The organism is Roseateles paludis, assembly GCF_039872745.1.
Classification (GTDB): Bacteria; Pseudomonadota; Gammaproteobacteria; order Burkholderiales; family Burkholderiaceae_C; genus Pelomonas; species Pelomonas paludis.
Window position 1 is genome coordinate 173,214 of sequence record NZ_JBDPZD010000003.1, and the last position, 16,933, is coordinate 190,146.

Annotated in this window: 15 protein-coding genes; 8 read left to right on the forward strand and 7 right to left on the reverse strand. The window is 70.1% G+C overall.

The annotated features are described in order from the left end of the window. Positions 1 to 244: 244 nt before the first annotated feature. The 3 genes from rsgA to ABDJ85_RS12070 are packed head-to-tail and all read right to left on the reverse strand — an operon-like array spanning position 245 to position 2,798. Positions 245 to 1,147 carry a ribosome small subunit-dependent GTPase A gene (rsgA, locus tag ABDJ85_RS12060; protein WP_347705029.1) on the reverse strand — a complete coding sequence of 301 codons (903 nt, stop codon included), beginning with the start codon at positions 1,145 to 1,147 and terminating at the stop codon, positions 245 to 247. Continuing rightward, positions 1,144 to 1,485: a 4a-hydroxytetrahydrobiopterin dehydratase gene (locus tag ABDJ85_RS12065; protein ID WP_347705030.1), complete on the reverse strand. Its 342-nt coding sequence runs from the start codon at positions 1,483 to 1,485 to the stop codon at positions 1,144 to 1,146. The genes rsgA and ABDJ85_RS12065 overlap by 4 nt, the downstream gene beginning before the upstream one ends. Beyond that, positions 1,482 to 2,798 (reverse strand): M48 family metallopeptidase, encoded by a 1,317-nt coding sequence (locus tag ABDJ85_RS12070; protein ID WP_347705031.1) that lies wholly within the window; start codon positions 2,796 to 2,798, stop codon positions 1,482 to 1,484. Before ABDJ85_RS12070 ends, ABDJ85_RS12065 begins: the two co-directional genes overlap by 4 nt. A gap of 53 nt (positions 2,799 to 2,851) precedes the next feature. On the opposite strand from ABDJ85_RS12070, the gene orn reads away from it, so the two are divergent. The 3 genes from orn (at position 2,852) to ABDJ85_RS12085 (ending at position 7,142) form a co-directional block, all read left to right on the forward strand. Further along, entirely contained in the window at positions 2,852 to 3,412 is a 561-nt protein-coding gene (gene orn, locus ABDJ85_RS12075) for an oligoribonuclease (protein WP_347705032.1), read from the forward strand. After that, positions 3,409 to 5,175 carry a chorismate-binding protein gene (locus ABDJ85_RS12080; RefSeq protein WP_347705033.1) on the forward strand — a complete coding sequence of 589 codons (1,767 nt, stop codon included), beginning with the start codon at positions 3,409 to 3,411 and terminating at the stop codon, positions 5,173 to 5,175. Before orn ends, ABDJ85_RS12080 begins: the two co-directional genes overlap by 4 nt. 272 nt (positions 5,176 to 5,447) lie before the next feature. Continuing rightward, positions 5,448 to 7,142 carry a DEAD/DEAH box helicase gene (locus ABDJ85_RS12085; RefSeq protein WP_347705034.1) on the forward strand — a complete coding sequence of 565 codons (1,695 nt, stop codon included), beginning with the start codon at positions 5,448 to 5,450 and terminating at the stop codon, positions 7,140 to 7,142. A 75-nt stretch (positions 7,143 to 7,217) separates the two neighbouring features. Here the strand turns inward: ABDJ85_RS12085 and ABDJ85_RS12090 are convergent, their stop codons facing one another. After that, positions 7,218 to 8,135 carry a hypothetical protein gene (locus ABDJ85_RS12090; protein ID WP_347705035.1) on the reverse strand — a complete coding sequence of 306 codons (918 nt, stop codon included), beginning with the start codon at positions 8,133 to 8,135 and terminating at the stop codon, positions 7,218 to 7,220. A gap of 66 nt (positions 8,136 to 8,201) precedes the next feature. Next, positions 8,202 to 8,843 (reverse strand): NAD(P)-dependent oxidoreductase, encoded by a 642-nt coding sequence (locus tag ABDJ85_RS12095; RefSeq protein WP_347705036.1) that lies wholly within the window; start codon positions 8,841 to 8,843, stop codon positions 8,202 to 8,204. Positions 8,844 to 8,942: 99 nt separating this feature from the next. Here ABDJ85_RS12095 and ABDJ85_RS12100 point away from each other — a divergent pair, with 99 nt between their 5' ends. Together ABDJ85_RS12100 and ABDJ85_RS12105 are read left to right on the forward strand one after the other, a co-directional pair. After that, a complete protein-coding gene (locus ABDJ85_RS12100) occupies positions 8,943 to 9,839 on the forward strand; it encodes a LysR family transcriptional regulator (protein ID WP_347705037.1) in 897 nt (298 codons plus the stop codon). Continuing rightward, complete coding sequence (locus tag ABDJ85_RS12105; protein ID WP_347705038.1) at positions 9,836 to 10,453, forward strand: DUF1294 domain-containing protein; 618 nt, start codon at positions 9,836 to 9,838, stop codon at positions 10,451 to 10,453. The genes ABDJ85_RS12100 and ABDJ85_RS12105 overlap by 4 nt, the downstream gene beginning before the upstream one ends. On the opposite strand, the gene ABDJ85_RS12110 is transcribed toward ABDJ85_RS12105, so the two are convergent. After that, positions 10,431 to 11,150: a fumarylacetoacetate hydrolase family protein gene (locus tag ABDJ85_RS12110; RefSeq protein ID WP_347705039.1), complete on the reverse strand. Its 720-nt coding sequence runs from the start codon at positions 11,148 to 11,150 to the stop codon at positions 10,431 to 10,433. The two genes, ABDJ85_RS12105 and ABDJ85_RS12110, sit on opposite strands and share 23 nt — an antisense overlap. Next, positions 11,143 to 11,946 carry a DODA-type extradiol aromatic ring-opening family dioxygenase gene (locus tag ABDJ85_RS12115; protein ID WP_347705040.1) on the reverse strand — a complete coding sequence of 268 codons (804 nt, stop codon included), beginning with the start codon at positions 11,944 to 11,946 and terminating at the stop codon, positions 11,143 to 11,145. Before ABDJ85_RS12115 ends, ABDJ85_RS12110 begins: the two co-directional genes overlap by 8 nt. A 170-nt stretch (positions 11,947 to 12,116) precedes the next feature. On the opposite strand from ABDJ85_RS12115, the gene ABDJ85_RS12120 reads away from it, so the two are divergent. From ABDJ85_RS12120 to ABDJ85_RS12130, 3 genes are read left to right on the forward strand one after another with little or no spacing between them, the layout of a single operon-like run. Beyond that, the gene (locus ABDJ85_RS12120) at positions 12,117 to 13,418 is read left to right on the forward strand and encodes a hypothetical protein (protein ID WP_347705041.1); all 1,302 of its coding nucleotides are present in this window, start codon (positions 12,117 to 12,119) and stop codon (positions 13,416 to 13,418) included. Next, a complete protein-coding gene (locus ABDJ85_RS12125) occupies positions 13,415 to 14,113 on the forward strand; it encodes a hypothetical protein (protein ID WP_347705042.1) in 699 nt (232 codons plus the stop codon). Before ABDJ85_RS12120 ends, ABDJ85_RS12125 begins: the two co-directional genes overlap by 4 nt. Then, on the forward strand, positions 14,113 to 16,929 hold the full coding sequence (locus ABDJ85_RS12130) for an ATP-binding protein (RefSeq protein ID WP_347705043.1): 2,817 nt from the start codon (positions 14,113 to 14,115) through the stop codon (positions 16,927 to 16,929). The genes ABDJ85_RS12125 and ABDJ85_RS12130 overlap by 1 nt, the downstream gene beginning before the upstream one ends. Positions 16,930 to 16,933: the final 4 nt, after the last annotated feature.

Consider the following 16,933-nt stretch of genomic DNA (forward strand, 5'->3'; position numbering starts at 1 on the left):
GGCACCTAGCCCTTCTGGATTGCGCAAAGCCCAATGGTGCCCTACTGCCTAACAAGCTTGGACACGATGCACGCGGTCACCAAAGAAGGTCGCCCGTGGTGCTTTCTTGCCAGGGCATTTACTTCAATGTGACGCGACCGTACGTATTCAGCCGGCAGCTGACACTAGCCGAGGGAGATGGCTTGACGGCACTGGACCGTCGTGGCCGCACGCGCGAATTTGCGAACCTTTGCGCCAATCGGCCCTACCAGCGCTTCGCCCCCAGCTCCGCCAGGATCTCGCCGTAGAGCCGATAGCGCGACGGCGCAATCTGCCCGGCCTCGACCGCCGCGATCACGCCGCAGCCGGGTTCGTGCTGGTGGCTGCAGTTGTGGAACTTGCAGTGGCCCATGTGCTCGCGCAGGTCGGGCATCCAGCGGGCGAGGTCGGGCGGGGCGATTTGCTGGAGGCCGAATTCCTGAAAGCCGGGGGAGTCGATGAGGCCCGTTTGCCGCTCGGAATCCAGCCAGTACCACTGGGTGTGGGTGGTGGTGTGGCGGCCGGAATTCAATGCCTCGGAGATCTCGCCGACCTGGGCTTGGGCGTCGGGCACGAGCAGGTTGATGAGGGTGCTTTTGCCGGTGCCGCTGGGGCCAAGCACAAAGCTGCGTTGGCCGTTGAGCCAGGGCAGCAAGGTGGCTCGCGAGCCAGCGGGGTCGGCCTTGAGGGCGACGTCGAAGACCGTGAGGCCCATGGCGCGGTAGGGCGCGAGGCGCTCGCGGGCGGCGGCGGTGCCGGGCAGGTCGGTCTTGTTGAGGGCGATGGCGGTGCGGATGCCGGCGCTCTCGGCGGCAATCAGCGCGCGTGCGAGCTGGCTCTCGCTGAACACTGGCTCCACGGCCACCAGCACCAGCATCTGGTCGAGGTTGGCGGCAAAGCTCTTGGTCTTCCAGACGTCCTGCCGGTAGAGCAGGTTGCGGCGCGGCTCCACGGCTTCGATTACGCCTTCGTCGCCCGAGACGGCAAAGCGCACCTGGTCGCCCACCACCAGCGCGCTCTTCTTGCCGCGTGGGTGGCAGAGCAGGCGGGTGCCGTCGTCAGCCTCGACGAGGTAGTGGCGGCCGTGGCCGCGAACGACGAGACCTGAGCGTGAGCCGGTCTGGCTCACGCTTGCGCCTCAGGTAGGGCCGAGACCTGGGCGGCGCAGATGAAGTCGTTGAGGCTGAGGCCGCTGCAGGAGTGGGTGCTGAAGCTGACCGTGCAGGCGGCGTAGCTGACGAGCAGGTCGGGGTGGTGGTCCTGCGCGTGCGCGATCTCGGCCACGGCGTTGACGAAGGCCATGACCTGGTAGAAGTTGTCGAAGCCGAAGCGCCGGGCGATGAGGCGCCGCTCGGGGTCAGGGGCCCAGGCGGGTTGGCGGGCCAGCTCGGCATCCAGCGCGCTGCCTTCAAGGCGCGGGGCGCCCGGGGTGCAGCGGGCCAGCAGCAGGTCGTGGGGCGCGGTCATGCGGGGGCTCCGGCGTTTGCTCCAGGCAGGGCGCCCAGGCGTTCACTGGCCGGGGGGTGCGAGTAGTAGAAGCGGGCGTAGACGGGGTCGGGCGTCAGGGTGCCGGCGTTGTCCTCGTGCAGCTTGAGCAGGGCGCTGCGCAGGTCTTGGCTGCGGGCGTGGGCGCAGGCAAAGGCATCGGCCTGGAACTCGTCGCGCCGCGAGAGCTGGGCAAACACGGGCGTGACGAAGAAGCCGAACACCGGCACCACCATCAAGAAGAGCAGCAGGGCCAGCGCGTCATTGGGTGCGCCGAGGTTGGGCTGCACACCCAGGCCCAGGTAGAAGCCGGGCCAGCTGGCTAACCACCCCAGCAGCGCAAAGCCGCCCAGGCTGGCCGCGAACATGAAGGCCATGCGCTTGGTGATGTGCTTGTGCTTGAAGTGGCCCAGCTCGTGCGCCAGCACGGCCTCCACCTCGCCGGGCTGGAGCTTGTTCAGGAGCGTGTCAAAGAACACCACGCGCCTGGCCGGCCCAAAGCCGCTAAAAAATGCATTGCCGTGCGCCGAGCGCTTGCTGCCGTCCATCACGAAGAGGCCCTTGGACGCAAAGCCGCAGCGCTGCATCAGGCTTTCCACGCGGGTCTTGAGCGTCTCGTCAGCCAGCGGCGTGAACTTGTTGAAGAGCGGGGCGATGACGGTGGGGTAGAGCAGCATCAGCAGCAGCTGAAAGCCCGTCCACACCCCCCAGGCCCACAGCCACCAGCGCGGCCCGGCCATGCCCATCAGCCACAAGATCAGCGCTGCAATCGGCAGGCCGAGCAGCAGGCCCAGCAGCAAGCCCTTGAAGAGGTCGGCCACATAGGTGGCGGGCGTGGTGCGGTTGAAGCCAAAGGCCTGCTCCAGCCGGAAGGTGGAGTACCACTCCCAGGGCAGGTCCAGCAAGCCGCCGATCAGGGTGAAGGCGGTCAGCAGGCCGAGCTGGTAGCCCATGGGGCGCCAGGATTCGGGCAAGTGCTGGGCGGCTTTCAGCACCCAGCCGTTGAGCTGGTCCAGCCCGCCCATCAGCGTCCAGCCCATCAGCAGCGCGGCGCTGAAGGCAAGGTTCAAGAGGCCGAAGCGCGCTTTGGCGATGGTGTAGTTGGCTGCCTTTTGGTGGGCGTCCAGCGGCACGGCGGCGGCAAAGGCCGCTGGCACGGCGCCCCGGTGCTCGGCCACGTAGCGGATCTGCCGCGACGCCAGCCAGAACTTGATGAGGAGCGAGGCGACCAGGGCGAAAGCCAGGGCCAGGGTCAGCGCACCGGGCGTGACACCAAACGAAGAGGGGGAGGGCATGGGCGCGAGTGTAAATTCGGCCCTCTTTGCAGCTTTGCCCCACAGGCCCCGCCATGTCAGACACGCTCACCCCCAGCGACAGCAACCTCATCTGGATCGACCTGGAGATGACGGGCCTCTACCCCAACACCGACCGCATCATCGAGATCGCGGTAGTGGTGACCGACGCGCAATTGGAGAAGCGCGTCGAGGGCCCGGTCTTTGCCGTCCACCAAACCGACGCCACGCTCGACGCCATGGACGCCTGGAACAAGGGCACGCACGGCAAGAGCGGCCTCATCGACCGCGTGAAGGCCTCGGCCATCACCGAGGCCGATGCCGCCGCGCAGACCATCGCCTTCCTCAAGCAATACGTGCCCAAGGGCAAGAGCCCCATGTGCGGCAACAGCATCTGCCAGGACCGCCGCTTCCTGGCCAACTACATGCCCACGCTGGAAGACTTCTTCCACTACCGCAACCTCGACGTCTCCACCCTCAAGGAGCTCGCCAAGCGCTGGAAGCCCTCGGCCCTGGACGGCTTCAAGAAGGCGCAGGCGCATACGGCGCTGGCGGACATTCATGAGTCCATCGACGAGTTGATCCACTACCGGACGAACTTCTTGAACTTGGCGTGAGCCTGATTCAAGTTGCGTTTGACTTCCCGCGCCATCCACTGGCGCGCGAGGACGGCGAGCGTGTTCAGGGACAGTGGACGACCCCGCCCACACGCTGGCTGAGGGCCGCGACCGTGGCCGAGGTGCCCGCCGTGATCGCGGCGGCCGAGGCAGCGGCGCGTGCTGGGGCTTGGGTGCTGGGTGGGCTGCGGTACGAGGCGGCAGCCGCTTTTGACCGCGCGCTGGCCACCCACGCTGCAGCGGGGCCCTTGGCTGAGTTCGCCGTGTACGAGTCGGCGCCCGAGCCCTTCACGCCCGCAGCCGCATTCACAGGCCCATGCGGCTGGCATGACCCTGCGCCGCCCGCCAGCACCGCCATCGAACGCATCCGCGACTACATCCGCGACGGGGACTGCTACCAGGTCAACCTCACCACGCGCCTGCAAGGCAGGTCTGCGGGGCTGGATGCGGCGGAGCTTTTTCAAGCGCTGCTGGCCAGCCAGCCCGGTGGCTTTGGCCTCTTCTTGCGCGATGCGGGCGTGGCCAGCGTGTCGCCCGAGCTGTTCTTTGACTGGCGGCCCATCCCGGGGGCGGACCGCTCCTGGCTGCTGGCCGCCCAGCCCATGAAGGGCACGGCCCCGCGCGGTGCGGACCGGGTCGAGGACGAGGCCGCCCAGGCCCGGCTGCGCACCAGCGAGAAGGAGCGCGCCGAGAACCTGATGATCGTGGACCTGCTGCGCAACGACCTCAGCCGCGTCGCGCAACTGGGCAGCGTGCGGGTGCCGCGCCTCTTCGAGCTGCACGCCTTGCCCACGGTCTGGCAGATGACGTCCACGGTCACGGCAGTCAGCCGTGCGGGGCTGAGCTTGGCCGAGGTGTTTGGCGCGCTCTTCCCCTGCGGCTCGGTCACCGGCGCGCCCAAGGTGCGGGCCATGCAGATCATCCGAGAGCTGGAGGCGCAGCCGCGCGGTTGGTACTGCGGGGCGCTGGGGCTGATCCAGCCCGGCGGCGTCGCCACCTTCAATGTGCCCATTCGCACCGTCGAGTTCGCGGGCTCAGCCCTGCAATGCGGCGTGGGCAGCGCCATCACGCTGGACAGCCAGCCCGAGGCCGAGCTGGCCGAGTGGCAGGCCAAGGCGCGCTTCCTGGCCCGGGCCGAGGCGCCCGTGGAGGCGCTGGAGACGCTGCGGCTGGAGGCCGGCGCCTTTCCGCGCGGCGAGGCGCACCTGGCGCGCATGCAGCGCACGGCCCGGCACTTCGGGCTGCGTTTCCCGATGGCAGATGCCCGTGCCTTGCTCGCGCGCCTGGCGGCTGATCACCCCGGCGGCCCCTGGCGCGTGCGCCTGACGCTCGACGCCGCTGGGCACTGGGGCCACCAGGTGCTGCCCCTGGCGCCCACGGCTGAGCCCGTTCGCCTGGCGGTGGCTGCAAGCCCCATCGCCACGTTGGGCCCGGCGCGCGAGTTCCTGCAGCACAAGACCACACGCCGCGCGCTTTACGCCCCGTTTGCGGCCGCCAAGCCGCCCGAGGCCTTTGACGTGATCCTCTGGAACGAGGACGGCGAGCTGACCGAGTGCAGCTTTGGCAACCTGGCGCTGGAGATCGACGGCCGCTGGCTCACGCCCCGGCTGGACGCCGGCCTGCTGCCCGGCGTGCTGCGGGCCGAGCTGCTGGCCCAGGGCCGTGTCCACGAAGCCGTGCTGACCCGTGCCGACCTGGCGCGCGCCACGGGTCTGGCCTTCTTCAACAGCCTGCGCGGCTGGCTGCCGGCTCGCCTCATTTGAGGGGAGGGGCTTCCGTAAAAACCCGAATCGGGTTACAGTCGCGGGCTTGCTCGGGGCCAGACCCCAGCACACGTCTCCTCTGACCTCGCCCGGCGCTTCTCGTGACCGTGCACCCCTCGCGGATCAGGTCGGCGGCGATGCAGCCGTCGCTTTGAATGATCCCCCGCGCCACGTTCTGTGGCTCGTGTTTGCTCCCAGCGACTTTTTGAACCACCGGACCCCTTTGTCGGGCCCGGCGCGTGCCTTGTTGCGCGCAATTTGAAAGACTGACGATGAGTTTCGAGACCCTGGGCCTGCACGAGTCCCTGCTGAAGGCTGTCCGCGAAGCGGGCTATGAGAACGCCACTGAAGTTCAGGCGCAAGCCATTCCCGCCGCCCTGGCCGGCGCTGATCTGATGGTCTCGTCGCAGACCGGTTCGGGCAAGACGGCCGCCTTCATCCTGCCCGCGCTGACCAAGATCCTGGCCTCGCGCGCCGACAACGACAAGCGCCGCCGAGCCGGGGAGGGACCCGGCGGTGACCGGGTCCGGGGCAAGGTCTACGGGCCGCGCATCCTCGTGCTCGCCCCCACCCGCGAGCTGGCCATGCAAGTGGCCAAGGCTGCCCAGACCTACGGCCGCCACATCCCCGGCCTCAAGGTCGCCACCGTGCTGGGCGGCGTGCCCTATGGCCTGCAGATCCGTCAGCTGACGGGCCCGCTGGACATCCTGATCGCCACCCCCGGCCGCCTGATCGACCACATCGAGAGCGGCAAGTGCGTGCTCGAGAACGTTGAGATGCTGGTGCTGGACGAAGCCGACCGCATGCTCGACATGGGCTTCATCGACGACATCCACTTCGTGGCCGGCCGCACCCCGCCGACGCGCCAGACCGTGATGTTCAGCGCCACCTTTGCCGGCTCCACCGGCCGCCTGGCGCAGGAGCTGCTGAAGGAGCCGCAGCGCATCGAAGTGGCCTCGCACCGCGAAGCCCACACCAGCATCACCCAGCGCCTGCACTGGGCCGACAACCCCCACCACAAGGACCGTCTGCTCGAAGCCATCCTGGCCGAGCCGACGCTTGACCAGGCCGTGGTCTTCACCTCCACCCAGCGCGATGCCGACTGGCTGGCCGAGCGCCTGGCCGAGATCGGCCATGCCGTGGCCCCGCTGCACGGTGCCATGCCCCAAGGCAAGCGCAACCGCGTGCTGCGCGCCCTGCGCGAGCGTGAACTGCGCGTGCTGGTCGCTACCGACGTGGCCGCACGTGGCATCGACGTGCCCACCATCACCCACGTCATCAACTACGGCCTGCCCATGAAGGCCGAGGACTACGTGCACCGCATCGGCCGCACCGGCCGTGCCGGGCGTGAGGGCCTCGCCATCACCCTGGGCCTGCGCGACGACATCAGCATGATCCGCCGCATCCAGCAGTTCACGACGCAGGAGATCCCGGTCCAGCACATCGCCGGCCTGGAGCCCAAGACGCAAGAGCCGCGCATCTTCATGGGCCCGCGCCCTGGCGCCGCTGATGGCCGCCCGTCTTTCGGCCGCAAGAATTTCAACCGTACCGACAGCCGCCCGGGCCAGCGCCCGGCGGGCAAGCCTTTCGGTGGTCAAGCGTTCGGCCGGGACAACGGCCCGAGCCACTTCAACCGCGAAGGTGGCCCGTCGCACTTCAACCGTGAAGGCGGCCCCGCGCACTTCAACCGCGACGCTGGCCACGGCGGCAATGGTGGCCCGCGCCGTGATGATCGTCGCCCGTTCGATCGTCAATTCGACCGTCAATTCGATCGCGCTGACCGCCCGGCTCACGCCGGCCGCGAGGACCGTGGCTTCCAGCCGCGTTTTGAAGAGCGCAGCTTTGCCCCGCGCGGTGACCGCCCCTTCACGCCCGGCGGCAAGCCCGCAGGTGCCCGCCCCGCTTTTGGTGGCGAGCGCCGTGGCCCTGGCGGCCCCGGCCCGCGCAAGGGCGGCTACGGCCGCTGAGCAACAAAACCTTCAGGCGGCTCTGACCGCCTGATTCACGGCGCTATCGGTGGCTACGGCTACTGACTAGCGCCGTTATTGTTTGCGCCGCTTTTGTTGCAGCACTTCGCAGGTCTTGGTCTGGCGGGGTGCCGGGTCGAAGCCGAACTGGTCGTTGCGGCACGCCAGCCCGTTGACGGCCTCGCGGTAGGTGTAGCGACCCTCAGCGCCGTAGCGCACCACGCCGGCGCCCTTGAAGCTGCACTGTGCCCCCTCGCTGGCACAGGCACGCCAGCCGAGTTGGTCAGCGCCTTCGCCCTGCCAGCCATTGCCTGCGCGTCCGCCTGCGTCGGTGCGCACCTCGCACTGCTTGGCCACGCCGGGGTAGGGGTCGCCAAAGCTGCCGTTGTTGCAGGCGATGCCGCCCTTGACCTGGCGCTCCAGCGAGCGGCCATTGGCCGTGTAGCGCACCGTGCCGGTGGCTGAGCAGTACTGGCCCTCGTTGGCGCAGTGCGTCCACTCGCCAGAGTCGGCCAACTCGCAGACCTTGCTGCGCTTGTAGGCCGGGTCCCCAAACTCGGCCACCTCGCAGCGCACGCGGCCGTTCACCCGTTTGGTGGCGAACTGGCCGTCGACGCCAAAGCGCACCTCGGCGCCTGCGGGTGCGTCGCACCAGTCGCCTTCCTTGGCGCATGGGCGCCAGTTGCGGCCCGTGGCGCCGGGTTGGCGCCAGCCCTGATAGGCCGGGTCCTGGCGCCAGTTCATCGAGCGCTCGCAAGACTTGGTCTGGCCAACGGCCGGGTCGGTGCCGAAGTCGCTCACCGTGCAGTTGATCTTGTCGTGCACCTGCCGGAAGACGTAGCGCCCCGGCACGCCAAAGCGCACCAGGGTGTCTTCATCGACATCGCAGACGCGATCCTCGCGTGCGCAGTGGGTCCATTCCTGGGCCAGCGCGAGGCCGGGCAGGGCGATCAGGGCAGTGGCGCAAAGCCAGCGGGCAAGCAGGGTGTTCATGTTGGGCATCTTGCCCAAACGTGGCCCCGCTGTCGCGGTTGACGGCAATGCGTCAGTAAGCGGCTGTCAGTAAGCGGCTGTGAATCGCTGGCGCTGGTGGGCAGGGCGCTCGATCTCGTCCACGATGGCCACAGCCAGGTCGGCCACGCTCAGGCGGCAATGCCCTTCGGCATCGAACACCGGTGCGTCCGTGCCCAGCCGGTAGCGGCCGGTCCGCTCGCCGCGCTCCAGATGCATCGGGGGCGACACGAAGCTCCAGTCCAGGCCCGAGGCGTCGGCCTGCAGGCGGCGCAGCAGCTCGCGGGCGGCCAGCGCGCCGGCTTTCCATTCGGCCGGGAACTGGGGCGAATCCACCAGCTGCTGCCCAGGCGCCACATAGAGGCTGCCCGCCCCGCCCACCACCAGCAGGCGCACGGCGGCCGCACGGGCGGCAGCCGTGATGGCCTCGCTGCCCTGGAGGAAGTCGTCGTAGAGCTTGGGGTTGCCCCAGCCGGCGTTGTAGGCGCTGACCACGGCGTCCACGCCCTCGAGGGCCGCCCGGAGGCCCTGGGGCGCCAACGCGTCGGCGGCCTGCACCGTCAGGCCCGGGCGGGTGGCCAAGCTGGCCGGGTTGCGCTGCAGGGCGCGCACCTGGTGGCCTCGGGTGAGCAGTTCTTCCAGGACGGCGCTGCCGACAAAACCGGTGGCGCCGATGAGTGCGATGTGCATGGTGATCTCCAGGGTGGGTGTTGCGATGGAGGGATTGTTTGGCCTTCACGATCTGCTGATAAGTCGGTCAAAATGACGATCACTGTTTAGACAAACTTCATGCTGGACCAACTCAAACGCATGGCCGTGTTCGCCGCCGTGGTGCGCCAGGGCAGCTTTGCCGGCGCCGCCCGCGAGCTGCGCACCAGCACCTCGGCCGTCAGCCAGCAGGTGCGCGCGCTCGAGCAGGACATGGGCGTGACCCTGCTGCACCGCACCACCCGCAAGCTCAGCCTGACGCCGGCGGGCGAACGCTTCCACGCCGGCTGCGCGGCCATGTGGGCGGCGGCCGAGCAGGCCCAGTTGCAGCTGGCCCAGTTGCGCGACGCTCCCGAGGGCGAGCTGCGCGTGGCCATGACCGTTGGCTTTGCCCGCGTGCTGGGGCCGGCGCTGTCGGGCCTGCTGGCGAGGCACACGGGCTTGCGCCTGCACCTGCAGGTTGAGGACGGCTTCACCGACCTCGTGGCCCACCGCATCGACCTGGCCATCCGCTTCGGGCGGCTGCCCGACAGCGCCTGGGTGGCGCAGCGCATCGGGCAGATCCGCGTGGGCGTCTACGCCGCACCGGCCTATCTGGCGCGCCACGGCGTGCCCACGCAGCCCGAGGCCCTGGAGGCTGCCGACTGGCTGCTGCTGCAAGACGGCACCGACCTGCCGCGCCGCGTCCAGACCCAGGGCCCGGGCGGCGCACGCGAGCTGCGCCTGCAGGCGCGCTACAGCAGCAACAACCAGCTCAGCCTGCAGCAGCTGTGCGAGGCGGGGCTGGGGCTGGCCATGCTGGGCGACGAAGATGTGGCCGAAGCCGTGGCCGCCGGCCGCCTGCTGGCGCTGCAAACTGACTTTGCCCTGCCCGACCTGCCCGTCTGGGCCATGACGCCGCAACGCGATGGCCAGCCCGCCAAGGTGCGGCATGCCATCGAGGCCTTGAAGAATCACCTCAGCGGAGTGGGCGCATGAGCCAACGTCAGCAAGGCATCGTCAGCCAGTGGGATGCCGACAAGGGCTATGGCTTCATCACCGTGGCCGGCAGCGGCGAGCGGCTGTTTGCGCACGCGCGTGCCTTTGGCCTGCGGCCGCACCGGCCCTATGTGGGCGAGGCCGTTAGCTTTGAAGTGGGCCTGGACGCCCAGGGCAAGCGCCGGGCGCAGAAGCTGCGTGGCACCGCGCCGCCACCAGCGCCACAAGCGTCACCCGCTGCAACAGCCGTGCGGCCGAAGCGCAACTCCAGCCGCATCCTGCTCTTGATCCCGCTGTTTGCCGCCTGGGTGCTGGCCTGCGAGCTGGTCTGGGGCCTGCCGCGCTGGCTGTGGGGCGCCTACTCGGCCATGAGCCTGGCCACCTTCATCGTCTACTGGGGCGACAAGCGCGCGGCCCAGCGCGGCAGCTGGCGCGTGGCCGAGGGCACGCTGCATGCGCTGGCCCTGTTTGGCGGCTGGCCCGGGGCCTTGCTGGGGCAGGAGCTGCTGCGGCACAAGAGCGCCAAGCGCAGCTTCCGGCGCGCCTTCTGGGCCACGGTGCTTTTGAACGTGCTGGCCTTTGCAGCCCTGTTCACGCCCTGGCTGAAAAGCTGAGCGTTCCCAGCTCCTGCATCCAAAGCTCGCCCGCGCTGGCACTGCCTAGCGGGTGCAAGCCCGCCCAGGCGCCCGTGGTGACCACGCTGCCCGCCGGCAACGTGCGACCCGTGCGCGTGGCGTGGCGCAGCCAATGCGGTACGACCCAGGCTGGGTCGGCCAATGCATGGCCGCCTTGGCGGGCGATCTCGGGCTGGCCCTCCAGGCGCAGCCGCCAGGGCAGGGCCGCCCAGTCGAGCGGCCGGTAGGGCTGCCAGTCGCCCAGCAGCAGGCCGGCGTTGGACTGGTGGTCGGCAAAGCGCAGCAACTCGGGGGCGGCCAAGCCTTCCTCCCAGCGCGAGGCGATCAGCTCGATGGAGACGCACATGGCGTCGATTGCGTCGGTCAGCGGCTCCTGCGCCGGCGCCGGGCTCACGTCGCGCCCAAGGCGCAGCGCCACTTCGACCTCGATGCCCAGCAGATGCTGGCTCGCCACCGGGTTGACCGGCGAATGCGAGAACGGCCCCTCGCGCCGGGCGCCGCCCGACTTCCAGCGCGTCAGCGGCCAGCCCAGCGCGGCGGCCACGCCCTCCTGCACGGCGTAGGCGTCGGCCTCGCTGCGCACGGCGTGCTGCCAGTCGGTGGCGCGCAGGCGGGTGCCTTCGCGATGGCAGCGCGTGAGCGCCGTGACAAGGGCGCTGATGAGCTGCTCAACCAAAGCGGAAGCTCGACGTCGTGATGGCCCCGAAGAACTCGGTCTCCAGGTAGTTGCAGTGCCCGGCCTCGCCCTCGGCCGCGCCGGCCGCCACCATCAGGGGCAGCAAATGCTCTTCGCGCGGGTGGGCGATGCGGGCGGCCGGTGCCTGGGCCCAGGCCATCAGTCGCTCGGCGCGGCCGGCCGGGTCGGGCAGGGCTTGCTGCAGCCAGGCATCAAAGGCGGCAGACGGGGCGCGGCCCGCTTCGTTCAAGAGGCGCAGGTTGTGGAAGCTGAAGCCGCTGCCAATGATCAACACGCCTTCGTCCCGCAGCGGCGCCAGCAGCCGGCCCAGGGCGAGGTGCTCGGCCGGGTCCAGGCCCCGGCGCAGCGACAGCTGCACCATGGGCACATCGGCCTGCGGGTACATCGGGTAGGCGGTGCAAAAGGCGCCGTGGTCGTAGCCGCGCTGGCCGTCCAGCGCCGCCGGCAGCCCGCCCGCCTTGATCAAGCCCGCCACGCGCGCCGCCAGCTCGGGCGCACCCGGCGCCGGGTAGACGATGCGGTAGGTGTGTGGCGGGAAGCCACCGTAGTCGTACACCATGCCAGGCGCCGCGCTGCTTTGCAGCGTGAAGGCGGCTTCCTCCCAGTGGGCCGAGATCATCAGCACGGCCTTGGGTCTGGCCGGCAGCGAGGCCGGCAGGCCGGTCAGCGAGGCCTCCAGCAGCCGGTAGCCCTGGCGCATGGGCCCATCCATCCACGGCCAGGGGCCGCCGCCGTGGGAGAGGAAGAAGGTGGGGAGGCGTTGTGGCGCGTTCATGCCGCTAGCTTAGGCGCCCGCCCGCAGACTGCGCTTGCAGGCACTTGAGCGCAGCGTTCGACGGTTTGGAACGAAGGCTGTACGCCGTCCTGGGGACAGGGTTTTCGGCAGGCCACACCGGGGCCGGCAGGGCCGGGCGGCTGGGGTGCAGCCGGGATAATCGCCGCCCGATGTCCGAGACGCCCCAGATCCCCGAGCCCGACGAAGCTGGCCGGGTTGAAGATTTCTTTCGCGACCAGAGCGTCCCGCAGGAGGCCCTGCTGTGGTGGCAGCTGGATCGCCACGAGGCCTTGCTCGCCGCCCAGCGCGCGCTCTTCCACGGGCCGGCGGCCCTGGTGCGCCTGCGGCTCTGGGTGTTCCTGGAGATCCTGGGGCTGACCGAATCGCGCCTCACGCGTGAGACGCTCAACCGGCACTTCCATGTGCTCAAGGACGAGGCCCTGGAGCTGGTGCTCAAGCGCCTGCGTGAGGCCGAGCTGCTGGCCTGGGAGCCCTCGGGCCAGACCTACACCGTCACGCCGCTGGCGCAGCAGCTGGTGGGCATGCTTGCGCCCTTCACGCAAGGCCCGGCGGCGGATGGCGACCTGGCCTCGCTGCTGGCCGGCGTGGCTGGCGCGCATCAACTCGGCACCTTGCAGCCGGCGCAGTTGCAGCACCTGCTGGCCCAACTGGCGCGCCTCTATGACGAGTTTGCCGACGCCATTGCCAGCGGCAGCGAGTTTGCGCTGCGCCGGGCGCGCGAGCGCTTTGAGAAGGCGCTGACCCTGGTGGACCGGGCCAGCGAGGCGCTGGGCGCCATCATGGTTCAGGCCGAGGAGGCCGGCGAGGCGCGGCTGGAGCGCCTAGCGCGCGAGCTGGGCCTGGCGCAGGCCCGGCTGCTGGCCATGGCCAGCCAGTTCAACCGCGCGCTGCAGCAGGCCGACCGCCAGCGAGTCACGCTCGGCTCCACCGGCATCACCACCACCGATGTGCGCCGCTGGCTGCAGCATCAGCCTGACCTGGCCGGCTTGCTCGACGGCCTGTGGGAGCGCCCGGTGCACCCGGTGCTGGTCTCGCAGCACGAGCTCTTCGACATGGCCGAGGGTGAGTTCGAGCGCGTGCGGCCCGTGGCCGCCGAGCCTGGTGCGCTGCCCGCCGGCATGGCCGCACCACCGGGCGAGCTGGGCGTGATGGAGCTGCCGCCCGAGATGGCGCAGATGCGCGCCTTGCTCGACACCTGGCGCGCGGCCGGCGAGAAGCAGCGCGAGCTCGGCCCCGCCGTGCTGGGCGGCAGCTATGCCCGCTCGGCCTACCGCGCGCAGTTGCTGCCGCTGCTGGGCGACACCCAGGCCCGCCACCTCAAGGGCGCCACCGGCGACATGGCGCGCCAGCCCTGGCGGGTGCGCTGGTCGGCCGAGCAGAGCGAAGTGAATGACCCGCACGTGGCCTGGATGAGCCATGGTCTCTTGATCCAAAGCGACAACAACGAATGAGTGCTCCCATGGACGAGGCGGCCCTGCTGGCCGCCCAACTGCTGGCCCGCCGCTGGCTGCCGCGCAACCACCCGCTGGTGCGCAAGGCCCTGATCGACCGCGAGCTGTGGGAGGCCCTGGGCCAGCGCCTGGCTGCCGTCGGCATGAAGGTGGTGGACAACGTCCACGCCGACCACATCGCCACAGCGCTGCTGCGCCCCGCCGAGCGCGCGGTGTTTGGCGAGCAAGGCCTGGCCGCCAACAACAACCTCGACCTGCCGCGCGACGGCGTGGCCTTGCTGGTGGTGCTGTGGAGCCTGATCGTGCTGCCCAAGCGGCAACGCCAGGTGGCGCGCAGTGATGCGCTGCATGCCGGCCAAGGTGAGATGTTTGCCAGCGACAAGCCGCTGCCGCCGGCGGCCAGCGTGTCGCCCCTGGTCAGCTACCGCAGCCTGCTGGCCGACTTTGGCGACCAGCTCGGCAAGAAGCTGCGCATGGACACCAATCTGCGCCTGCTGGAGCGCCACGGCTTCATCACTCGCAAGGGCGAGGACATCACCGAAGGCCCGCTGCTGGACCTGCTGATCGACTACGACCAACTGGCGGCGCGTGTGCTCGATGGCTCCCTGGCCGACGTGCTGGCCCGTGCCGGCCACCCGGTGGCCCGACCTGCCGAACCGGCTGAACCAGAAGAACAACAAGCGCTGGACGACTGATGTTCCACCTGCAAACCCTTGAACTGCTGCACTGGGACTACTGCCAGCGCGTGACCCTGCCGCTGGACGGCGCCATCATCACCATCGCCGGCCCCAATGGCTCGGGCAAGACGACCCTGCTCGACGCCCTGCGCACCCTGCTGGGCCTGGAGTGCTCGGGCGGCCGCACCTACAAGACCTACGCCCGCCACGCCAATGCCGAGACTGCCTGGCTGCGCGCCCTGGTGGACAACCGCCCGCGCACGCGCCAGAACAGCAGCCGGCCGTTCTCGTCGTCCCTGCTGTATGCCGACCAGGTCACCCTGGTCTGCCGCATCGAGCGCCATGGCGGCGACTGGGTGCGCCGCTACCTGATCCTCGACGGTGCGCATGAGATCGAGCAGATCGCGGAGCGCGGCGAGAAGGACTGGCTGGGCGTCGAGGCCTGGAAGCGCCGGCTCGAAGCCGCTGGCCTGACCCGCGCCATCGGCCGCGTGCTGGCGCTGGAGCAGGGCCAGACCGACCGCCTCTGCGAGCTGAGCCCGCGCGAGCTGCTGCGCCTGGTCTTTGAAGTGTTTGGCGACCAGGAGGTGCTGGACCGCTACGAGCAGGCCCGCAGCCACCAGGAGCAGCTCTCGCGCGAGGTGGAGCAGGCGGCGGGCGAGCTGGCCCACGCCCAAGCCCAGCTGTCCGACCTGGCCAACCGCGTCACCAACTACCGGCAGTACCAACTCAAGATCCAGGAGCGCGAGCGCCTCGCCACCGAGGTGCTGCCCGTGCTGCAGTGGGCCGAGACCCGCGAGCGCCTGGCGCGCGAGGCGCGTGAGCTGCACCGCCAGCGTCTCTTCAGCGCGGCCGATGCCGCTGCGATGTCCGAGCGCCGCGCGGCGCTGCATGGCCTCTTCACCGCACAGGAGGCCGCCCGCACGCGCCTGACGCAGCTCGATGCCGAGCGACGCGAGGCACGCAGCGCTTTTGATGCCGCGCGCGACGCCGAGCGCCCCGCCGAGCTGCTGGCCAAGCAGGAGGACGAGCTGCGCCAGTTGGCCAATGTCGAATCCGACGGCGCCGCGCTGACCGAGCGCCTGCAAGCCTTGGCCGCCGAGCGTGACCAGCTGCGTGGCGACTACACGCGGGCCAGCGACAAGGCCGCCCACGTGCAGCGCCTGCTGGGCGAGCTCTCGGGCAACAAGCTGCCCCCGCCGCCGCCCGAAGTGCCGCAGCTGCGCCGCGCGCTCGAAGAAGCCGGCATCGCCCACCACCTGGTGGCCGACGCCATCGACATCGCCGACGAAGCCTGGCGCGCCGCCGCCGAGGGCCTGCTGCGCCCCTCGCGCTGGGTCGTCGTGCTGCAGAACCGGGCCGACGAAGCCCGCGCCTTCGACATCGCCGCCAAGCTGCGCTACCGCCACTACGTGGTGGCCGACAGCGCGCGTGTCACCTCAGCCCCGGCGGGCTCGGTGCTGGCCGCGCTCAAGGTCAGCGCGCCGCTGCCCAGTTGGCTCGCGCGCCAACTCGCCAGCATCCAGTGCGTGGCGTCGACGGAAGAGGGCGCTCGCTCTGGAGGCGAGTGGATCACTGCAGACGCCTACTACCGCGACGGCCGCGGTGGCCGCAGCGTCTTCGTGGAGCCACGCGATCACCAGTTCGGCACGGCCGCGCTCGAATCCCGCCGCGTCTCGCTCGACGCCGAGGCTGCGCGTGTGGACCACGAGCTGACCCGCATCGCCAAGGCGCAAGCCGAGGTCGAGCGCCAGCTCAAGGACGTGCAGCGCGCCGCCCAGGGCCACAAGGCCGCGCAAGAGCTGGCCGAGCGCGCCGACAGCTTTGCCGAGAACCGCAGCCGCTGGCCGGCCCTCAAGCAGGCCCGCATCGAAGCCGCCACCCGCATGGCTGCGCTCGATGCCGAGCACGACCGCGCCGTGCGCGAGGTGAGCCGCAGCGAGCAGGCCTACGAGGCCGCGCAGCTGGGCCTCAAGGACGGCGAGGGTGCCGCAGCCGGCCGCCTGCGCGAGCACGAAGCGCGGCGCCAGGCCCTGCGCGACGCCTCCCGCGCCTCGCGCGAGGCCAAGGCGCGCTTCCCGGGCAATTGGGTCAGCGCCCGCGCGTTGGCCGCGCTGCGTGAGGAGTTCGAGAACGCCCGCCAGGCCGAGATCCGCGCCCACCATGTGGACCAGGAGCTGGAAGCCGGCCCCTGGGAGCAGGACGCCCAGGTCATCGACCGCCACGCCCGCATGGCCGCCCAGGTCAACGACCAGAGCGCCCAGCTCAGCGACCGCCGCGCCAGCAACGAGCTGGCCCGCGTGGCCGCCTTCAATGCCCGCGAGCGCTACATCGACGTGCTGCGCGCCACCACGCGCCGCTACAAGAAAAACGTGGCCGAGCTGGGTGAACTGGCCGGCACCACCGCCGAGGCTGTGCTGCCTCACCTGGAGAACGACGACATCGTGCTCTCGCAGGCCGGGCTGGTCGTCAAGTTCAACTTCGACGGCAAGGGCGAGGTCGGCCTCAACGACGGCGAGGCCTCGGGCGGCCAGCAGGTGCTCAAGAGCCTGATCCTGCTCGTCGGCCTGATGAAGGACGACGAGACGCCCGGCGGCTTCGTCTTCATCGACGAACCCTTTGCTCACCTGGACGTGCGCAACATCCAGCTGGTCGGCCACTTCCTGCGCAGTACCCGCGCGCAGTATTTGCTGACCACGCCGATCACGCACAACGTCGAGGTCTTCGAGCCGAGCGAGATCACGCTCGTGACCAGCAAGAAGCCGCGCGGCGAGCGCTGGGCACCGCCGATTGGCGTGCTGGTGCGCCGGCCCGAGGTCAGCGAGTACGCCTGAGCAC

Excerpts from the sequence above, each read along its gene's own strand:
- ABDJ85_RS12100 (WP_347705037.1), top strand. The coding sequence starts at position 8,943 with ATGCTGGACCAACTCAAACGCATGGCCGTGTTCGCCGCCGTGGTGCGC.
- ABDJ85_RS12115 (WP_347705040.1), bottom strand. The coding sequence starts at position 11,946 with ATGAACGCGCCACAACGCCTCCCCACCTTCTTCCTCTCCCACGGCGGC.
- ABDJ85_RS12095 (WP_347705036.1), bottom strand. The coding sequence starts at position 8,843 with ATGCACATCGCACTCATCGGCGCCACCGGTTTTGTCGGCAGCGCCGTC.
- ABDJ85_RS12090 (WP_347705035.1), bottom strand. The coding sequence starts at position 8,135 with ATGAACACCCTGCTTGCCCGCTGGCTTTGCGCCACTGCCCTGATCGCC.
- ABDJ85_RS12070 (WP_347705031.1), bottom strand. The coding sequence starts at position 2,798 with ATGCCCTCCCCCTCTTCGTTTGGTGTCACGCCCGGTGCGCTGACCCTG.
- ABDJ85_RS12065 (WP_347705030.1), bottom strand. The coding sequence starts at position 1,485 with ATGACCGCGCCCCACGACCTGCTGCTGGCCCGCTGCACCCCGGGCGCC.
- ABDJ85_RS12120 (WP_347705041.1), top strand. The coding sequence starts at position 12,117 with ATGTCCGAGACGCCCCAGATCCCCGAGCCCGACGAAGCTGGCCGGGTT.
- orn (WP_347705032.1), top strand. The coding sequence starts at position 2,852 with ATGTCAGACACGCTCACCCCCAGCGACAGCAACCTCATCTGGATCGAC.
- ABDJ85_RS12125 (WP_347705042.1), top strand. The coding sequence starts at position 13,415 with ATGAGTGCTCCCATGGACGAGGCGGCCCTGCTGGCCGCCCAACTGCTG.
- ABDJ85_RS12130 (WP_347705043.1), top strand. The coding sequence starts at position 14,113 with ATGTTCCACCTGCAAACCCTTGAACTGCTGCACTGGGACTACTGCCAG.
- ABDJ85_RS12085 (WP_347705034.1), top strand. The coding sequence starts at position 5,448 with ATGAGTTTCGAGACCCTGGGCCTGCACGAGTCCCTGCTGAAGGCTGTC.
- ABDJ85_RS12105 (WP_347705038.1), top strand. The coding sequence starts at position 9,836 with ATGAGCCAACGTCAGCAAGGCATCGTCAGCCAGTGGGATGCCGACAAG.